The sequence below is a fragment of the Ideonella azotifigens genome (assembly GCF_006519715.1).
Taxonomy (GTDB): domain Bacteria; phylum Pseudomonadota; class Gammaproteobacteria; order Burkholderiales; family Burkholderiaceae_C; genus Ideonella; species Ideonella azotifigens.
This window is the reverse complement of record NZ_VIDT01000253.1, coordinates 1-7261: the sequence shown is the minus strand read 5'-3', so window position 1 is coordinate 7261 and position 7261 is coordinate 1. Positions and strand designations below refer to the sequence as shown.

The 7261-nt window shown below is 67.2% G+C and carries 5 protein-coding genes and 1 pseudogene; 1 reads left to right on the top strand and 5 read right to left on the bottom strand.

Annotated features, from left to right (window positions below):
* From FKP22_RS15850 to FKP22_RS15830, 5 genes and pseudogenes are all read right to left on the bottom strand, one after another.
* Positions 1-242, bottom strand: a pseudogene (locus FKP22_RS15850) (hypothetical protein); the annotation flags it as partial.
* Entirely contained in the window at positions 239-1843 is a 1605-nt protein-coding gene (locus tag FKP22_RS15845; RefSeq protein ID WP_141288433.1) for a sugar ABC transporter ATP-binding protein, read from the bottom strand. The gene FKP22_RS15845 and the pseudogene FKP22_RS15850, both read right to left, overlap by 4 nt.
* A gap of 272 nt (positions 1844-2115) precedes the next feature.
* Positions 2116-3105: a rhamnose ABC transporter substrate-binding protein gene (gene rhaS / locus FKP22_RS15840; protein ID WP_141288432.1), complete on the bottom strand. Its 990-nt coding sequence runs from the start codon at positions 3103-3105 to the stop codon at positions 2116-2118.
* Between the two features lie 267 nt (positions 3106-3372).
* Positions 3373-4662, bottom strand: coding sequence for an L-rhamnose catabolism isomerase (gene rhaI / locus FKP22_RS15835; RefSeq protein ID WP_141288431.1), 1290 nt, complete (start codon positions 4660-4662; stop codon positions 3373-3375).
* A 126-nt stretch (positions 4663-4788) separates the two neighbouring features.
* Positions 4789-6894, bottom strand: coding sequence for a bifunctional rhamnulose-1-phosphate aldolase/short-chain dehydrogenase (locus FKP22_RS15830; RefSeq protein ID WP_141288430.1), 2106 nt, complete (start codon positions 6892-6894; stop codon positions 4789-4791).
* A gap of 183 nt (positions 6895-7077) precedes the next feature.
* Between FKP22_RS15830 and FKP22_RS15825 the strand changes: the two genes are divergently transcribed.
* Positions 7078-7261: helix-turn-helix domain-containing protein (locus tag FKP22_RS15825; RefSeq protein ID WP_310733340.1), on the top strand; the 184-nt coding region annotated here is incomplete at its 3' end.

The window sequence follows — 7261 nt, the reverse complement described above, 5'->3', positions numbered from 1 at the left end:
GCGCACAGCATGCCGGTGAGCGCCAGGTTGGACGCGGCGGACAGGTCCACGCCGCGAGTGAGCAGCACCAGCATCTGGCCCATCACCAGAATGGCGAGGATGGCCGAGTCGTTGGCAATGTCCAGCGCGTTGCGCAGCGTGAGGAACACGGGCGCGCGCAGGCCGACCGCGATGGCGACGACCGCGATGATGGCGAGCAGCACGCCGTCGCGACGGGAAATGAAAGCGGCGGTGTGCTTCATGCGGCCAGCTCCGGGGTGTAGGCCTTGCCGGCGTGGACGCTGGCGGGCAGCGCATGGCGCGGCGCGTGGCCGCCGTCCAGCCCGGAGGCAGCCGCGACGATGGCTTCGGCGTCTGCCTCGCCGCGTGTGAATTCGGCCACCTGCAGGCCGCGGCGCATGACGATGGTGCGGTGCGCCAGGTGCATCACCTCGGGCAGCTCGGAGGACACCAGGATGACCGCCAGGCCTTGCGCGACCATCTCGGCAATCAGCTGGTAGACGGCCTGCTTGGCGCCCACGTCAATGCCCTTGGTCGGCTCGTCCAGGATCACGATGCGCGGGTTCAGCCCCAGCCACTTGGCGATGACCACCTTCTGCTGGTTGCCGCCCGAGAGGCCGGACAGCGGCGTTTCCGCGCCGGCGCACTTGATGCGCAGCCGCTCGATCATGCGGGCGGCCAGGCCGTTTTCCCGCGCATGCGAGAGCCACGGGCCACGCGAGAGCCGCTCGTTGCTGGCTGCACGCGGGCCGGCGAGTGCGGCCAGGCTGATGTTGTGCATCACCGAAAACGGCAGAATGCCGCCCTGGCGCTGGCGCTCTTCGGGCACATAGGCCAGGCCGGCGCAGATCGCATCAGCCGGCTCGTTGATCTTCAGCGTCTCGCCGTCCAGCTTGACGTTGCCGGTGACACCCGGGTTCAGGCCCATCAAGGCCAGCATCGCCTCGCTGCGGCCGGCGCCGACCAGGCCGTAAAAGCCCAGGATCTCGCCGCGATGCAGCTCGAAGTCCAGCCCGTCGAACTCGGTGGGGTGGGACAGGCCGCGCACCTGCAGCAGCACCTCGCCGCGCTGGTCCGGCACGTGCGGGTAGATGTCCTCGATCTTGCGGCCGGCCATCAGCGCAACCAGTTGCTGCTCGTTGGCCTTGTCCATCGCGCCGGTGCCGACCGAGGCGCCGTCCCTCAGCACCACGTAGCGGTCACACACGGCGAAGATTTCGTCGAACTTGTGGGTGATGAAAAGGACGGCGACGCCGCGGCTTTTAAGGCCTTGCACGATGCCGTAGAAGTCGCGGATCTCTGCCTGCGAAAGCGCAGCGGTCGGTTCGTCCAGGATCACCACGCGGGCCTGCTGCGACAGCGCACGGGCGATCTCGATCAAGTGGCGCTGCGCCAGGCTGAGCTGGCGCACCGGCGTGGTGGCCGCAAAGCCGGCGCCCACCTGGTCCAGCGCCTGCTGGGCCTCGCGGTTCATGCGCGCCCAGTCGATGACGCGGAAACCGCGCGGGCCTTTCATCGGCTGGCGGCCGATGAAGATGTTCTCGGCCGCACTCAGCTCGTCGAACATCACCGTTTCCTGGTGCACTGCGACGATGCCGGCCGCCTGCGCGGCCTGGGCATTGGCAAAGCGCAGCGGCTGGCCGTCCAGCAGGATCTGGCCCTCATCCGGGGCGTACACGCCGGTGAGCAGCTTGACCAGCGTGGACTTGCCGGCGCCGTTTTCGCCGATCAAGGCCAGTGCCTGGCCGGGCACCAGTTCCAGGTCCACGCCGCGCAGCGCGTGCGTGGGCCCGAAGCGCTTGTGAAGGCCCCGCAGCGATAGCAGGGGAGGAGATGCGTTCATGAGAAATGCTGTGTTCCGTAGCAGCTGAGCGTGCGCCCCCCGTTCGCCCTGAGCTTGTCGAAGGGGGCTTCGACAGGCTCAGCCCGAACGGAATTCGGGTGGTCGAGTGTTCCAGGCGCGTGGTCCCACCATCCGTTCGGGCTGACTACCCCTCCGTTCGCCCTGAGCTTGTCGAAGGGGGGCTTCGACAGGCTCAGCCCGAACGGGGAGGTCGGCTCAAGGCTAACGGTTCGGGAACCTTTCGACGGGCTCAGGGAGAACGGAGGAAGGAATCAGAAAATCTTCGCGAAGCTGTCCACGTTGCTGGCGTCGTAGGTGAAGGGCTCGGCCATCGCGGCTTCGTTGTCCTTGTCCAGCGTGGCGGTGCCCACGCGGCCCATGCTCAGCTTGGCGCCCGGCTCGGCCTTGGCGCCCTTGACCAGCGCCTCGGCGATCTGCACGCTGGCATAGCCCAGGTCGATCGGGTTCCAGATGGCGAAGGACTTGACCGCGCCGCTGTGCACATGGCCGGCCATTTCCGAAGGCAGGCCCAGGCCGGTGACGAACACCTGGCCGACCTTCTTCTCGTCCTGCACCGCCTTGCCTGCGGCGGCCACGCCCACGGTGGTGGGCGCGACGATGGCCTTCAGATTGGGGTAGCTCTTGAACAGGCCTTGGGCCTCGCGGTAGCTCTTGTCGGTCTGGTCGTCGCCATAGACGACGTTGACCAGCTTCAGCTTGGCATGCGAGGGCTGGGCCAGCACCTTTTTCATCTCGGCGATCCAGACGTTCTGGTTCGTGGCCTGCGCGGTGGCGGACAGCACGGCGATCTCGCCGCCGCCGCTGCCGGTGACCTGCTCGGCCATCTTGACCAGCTTCTCGCCGATCAGCGCGTTGTTGGACGGCGCCAGGTGCATCAGCCGGCCGTCCTTGCGGATGCCGGAGTCGAACGAGATGACCTTGATGCCGCGCTGCATCGCCTTCTTGGTGACGGGCACCAGCGCGTCCGGGTCGTTGGCCGAGATGATGATGGCTTTGACGTTCTGGTTGATCAGCGAGTTGATGATCTCGATCTGGCCCTCGGCCGTGGGCTTGGCCGGGCCGGTGTAGATGATTTCCACGTCCTTCAGCTCCTTGGCGGCTTCCAGCGCGCCCTGGTGGGCCGCGTCGAAGAAGCCGATGCCCATGGACTTGACGACCAGCGCGATCTTGTCGACCGCGAAGGCCGGGGCCGTGAGGAATGCGGACAGCGCTACCGCGGCGAGCTTGAATTGAATCTCCATGTCTTGTCTCCTGCTTTCTCTTCTGTGGTGTCCGGCCTTGGATGAAGAATCGGCCGGTGGGGACGGGCCGCAAAGTTGGGCGGCTTTTCTGGTGTCTTCGGTGTCTTGGTTTGTCTCGTATTCCGTTCGCCCTGAGCCTGTCGAAGGGTTGGTTCCTGAACCGTTCGTCCTGAGCTTGTCGAAGGGGGCTTCGACAAGCTCAGCCTGAACGGGGAAGGGGCTCAGTCCCAATGAAAGGGGGCTTCGACAGGCTCAGCCCGAACGGACCTAGACGATCCCGCCGCTGCCACCCTTCACCGCTGGCCGCTCCTCGGCCACGCGCTGACGGTAACCGCTGGCGCGGTAAGTGGCGATGGGGTCGATCGCGCCCCCGGCGTCCAGGCGCACGCGCTGCAGCAGCGGCGTCACGTCGGTCTGGAAGGCCTTTTGCAGCAGGCCGGTGGCGGTGAGCGCGTCGTTGGCGTGCTGGGCCGCGTCGAGTGCTGCGCGGTCGACCAGCAGGGCTTGGGCGCAGGTGCGCTGCACTTGCGCGGCGCTGCTGATCAGGCTCTCGATGGGGTCGGTCACGTTGTGGCTCTGGTCCAGCATGTAGGCCGGGTCGAAGCCGGTGGCCTGCTCGTGTTCGGCGGCGATCAGCTCGTTGAAGACCAGGAACAGCCGGTAGGGCGAGACGCTGCCGGCGTCCAGGTCGTCGTCGCCGTACTTGCTGTCGTTGAAGTGGAAACCGGCCAACTTGCCGGCGGCAATGAGCCGGGCCACGATCAGCTCGATGTTGACGTTGGGCGCGTGGTGGCCCAGGTCCACCAGGCACTGCGCCTGCGGGCCGAGTGCACTGGCCGCCAGGAAGCTAGAGCCCCAGTCCTGGATGACGGTGGCGTAGAAGGCCGGCTCGCAGATCTTGTGCTCCAGGAACATGCGCCAGTCGCCCGGCAGCCCGGCGTAGATCTGGCGCGTGCTGTCCAGGTAGCGGTCAAACGCACGGCGGAAATGCTGCTGGCCGGGGAAATTGCTGCCGTCGCCAATCCACACGGTGAGGGCCTTGGAGCCCAGCTTGCGGCCGATCGCTATGCATTCGAGGTTGTGGGCCACGGCCTGCTCTCGCACTGCCGCGTCCACATGCGTGAGGCTGCCGAACTTGTAGCTCAGCGGCTGGCCGGGCTGGTCCGAGAAGGTGTTGGAGTTCATCGCGTCGAAGGCCAGCCCGCCGGCCTCGGCCGCCTGGCGCAGCTCGCTCCAGTCGCTGCAGCGGTCCCAGGGAATGTGCAGCGAGACGGTGGGCGTGGCCCGGCCCAGCTGCTGGATGACGGCGCAGTCCTGCAGCTTGTCGAACACATGCCGCGGTTCGCCCTGGCCCGGAAAGCGCGCGAAGCGCGTGCCGCCCGTGCCGACGCCCCAGCTCGGAATGGCGACGCCAAACGCGGCGACCCGCGCCCGCACCGTCTCGATGTCAATGTTCCGCCGCGCCAACTGCTCGCCCAGGTGCTCGTAGTCGTGGTGCACATGCCGCGCCAGCTTGTCGTTCTGCGCCGCAATCAGCGATGGATCAATCGTCTTCATGTCTTGTGTCTCCTTCCAGGAACCGCGCGAAGCGCAGGTTCAAATCCAGCAGCCGCCGCGGAACTGGCTCTGCCAGGCCGCTGGTGGCGCCCCCTGGGGGGAGGCGGCTTGCCGCCTCGGGGGGGTCTACCGGGTGAATGCAGCGAGATTGCCGGCATCAACGTTCAGGATGTTGCCGGTGCTCTTGGCCGACAGGTGCTCGGCGGCGAAGAAATAAGCCGCCTCGGCAATGTCCTCCGGGTAGACGCTGCGCTTGAGCATGGACCGGTCGCGGTAGAAGGCTTCCAGGTCGGACTCGCTGATCTTGTTGGCCGCAGCGCGTTCCTCGCTCCATTTGCCGGTCCATATCTTGGAGCCGCGGATCACGGCGTCCGGGTTCACCACGTTGGAGCGGATGCCCAGTGGCGCGCCTTCCAGCGCGAAGCTGCGGCTGAGCTGGATCTCGGCGGCCTTGGCGGCGCAGTAGGCGCTGGCCTGGTTGCTGGCCACCATGCCGTTTTTGCTGGCGATGATGATCATGCAGCCGCCTGTGCCTTGCGCCTTCATCTGCCGGAAGGCTTCGCGGCCGACCAGGAAGTAGCCGGTGGCCAGGATGTCCTGGTTGCGCTTCCACAGCGCCAGCGTGGTGTCCTCAATCGGCGCGGCCGAGGCGATGCCGGCATTGCTGACGAGGATGTCCACGCCGCCGAATTCCAGCGCGGTGCGGTCCAGTGCGGCGATCACGCTGGCTTCGTCGGTCACGTCGCAGCGCAGGCCGCGCACGGCGTCCCGGCCGAAGCCCTTGGCCAGCGAGGCCTCCACCTCGTCCAGCGCTTCCTGGTCGATGTCGGCCAGTACCACGCAGGCGCCCTCGGTCAACATGCGCCGGGCGATTGCCTGGCCAATGCCGCCGGCGCCGCCGGTCACCAGCACCACCTTGCCGACCAGCGGTTTCGGTTTGGGCATGCGCTGCAGCTTGGCCTCCTCGAGCAGCCAGTACTCGATGTCGAAGGCCTCCTGCTCGGGCAGGCCGACGTAGCGGTCCACCGCATTGGCTTCGCGCATCACGTTGATGGCGTTGACGTAGAACTCGCCGGCAATGCGGGCGGTGGCCTTGTCCTTGGCAATCGTCACCATGCCGATGCGCGGCAGCAGGATCACGACCGGATTCGGGTCGCGCAGTGGCGGGCTGCTGGGGCGCTTGCAGCGTTCGTAGTAGGCGGCGTAGTCGGCGCGGTAGTCGGCCAGCAGTTCGCCCAGGCGGTCGCGCAGCGCGTCGCCCTGCAGCGTGTAGACGGCTTCGGGCACGACCAGCGGGCGGATCTTGGTGCGCAGGAAGTGGTCTGGGCAGGAGGTGCCCAGCGCGGCTAGCGGCGCCAGGTCCACCGAGTTGACGAACTCCAGCACCTCGGGCGAGGTGTTCAGGTGCAGCAGCTTCGGAGCCCCCTCGGCGCTGAGGCCGCGCAGCACCGGCAGCAGCCGTGCCAGGGCCTGGTTGCGCTGGTCCTCGGGCAGCGCGCTGAACTGCACGCCGCCAAAGGCCTGGGCCTGGCGAGCCGAGCGCTCGCGGGCCAGCCAGCCCTGGGCGCGCTGGATCAGGTCCACGGTGTTCTCGTAGCAGGCCTTGGACGTGTCGCCCCAGCTGAACAGCCCGTGGCCGGCCAGCACGATGCCTCGCAGGCCCGGGTGCTGGGCGTCGTATTCCGCCAGGCGCCGGCCCAGCTCGTAGCCGGGCCGCAGCCAGGGCAGCCAGCCGACGGTGCCTTCGAAGACCTGTTTGGTCAGCGCCTCGGAGTTGGCCATGGCCGCGATGGCGATGACCGCGTCCGGGTGCATGTGGTCCACGTGTGCGTAGGGCAGCAGCGAGTGCAGGGGCGTGTCGATGGACGCGGCGCGGCTGTTCAGGTTGAAGGTGCAGTGCGGCAGGTAGCCCACCATCTCGTCTTCGTGTTCCAGGCCGCGGTACAGGCTGCTGAGCGCGCGCAGCTTGTCCATGTAGAGGGTGGAGAAGCCGTCCAGCTTCATAGAGCCCACGTCGCCGCCCGAGCCCTTGACCCACAGCACCTCGACTGGCTGGCCGGTGAGCGGGTCCGGCTGGGTGAGCTTGGCCGAGGTGTTGCCACCGCCGTAGTTGGTGATGCGCAGGTCCGAGCCCAGCAGGTTGGAGCGGTAGAGCAGCAGGCCGGGTTCGTCCAGCGTGGCGGCGCGGGTGTCGTCCCAGCGGGGGAAGGGCTTGATCGGCGTGGGGGCCATGGCGGTGTGTGCGTGAGGGCTTGAGCGGGAATGAGCCGAAGGTTAGAAGCCAAGTCCTTCAGCATCAATTGATGAAGCTTGATGGTGAAGTTCAGGCAATACTGATGCTGCAGCGCTCCGGCCCTCGCCTGGGCCTGTTTCTCGGGGTTAGCCCGCGCAAAACTGCTCGATCCGACCGTCGACATGCCGGGAAACCCCCAACCGTCTTTTCATCTGGACATGAAGACCTTCAACCTGCGCCACCTGCACCTGTTCGAAGCCATTGCCAGCGGCGGCAGCTTTTCGCGCGCGGCCGAGTCGCTGGCGATGACGCAGTCGGCGGTGTCCATGCAGATGCGCCAGCTGGAAACCGACCTGGGCCTGAAGC

Bases quoted from the DNA above. Each gene is read 5' to 3' on its own strand.
- FKP22_RS15845 (WP_141288433.1), bottom strand. From the start codon at position 1,843: ATGAACGCATCTCCTCCCCTGCTATCGCTGCGGGGCCTTCACAAGCGC.
- rhaS (WP_141288432.1), bottom strand. From the start codon at position 3,105: ATGGAGATTCAATTCAAGCTCGCCGCGGTAGCGCTGTCCGCATTCCTC.
- rhaI (WP_141288431.1), bottom strand. From the start codon at position 4,662: ATGAAGACGATTGATCCATCGCTGATTGCGGCGCAGAACGACAAGCTG.
- FKP22_RS15830 (WP_141288430.1), bottom strand. From the start codon at position 6,894: ATGGCCCCCACGCCGATCAAGCCCTTCCCCCGCTGGGACGACACCCGC.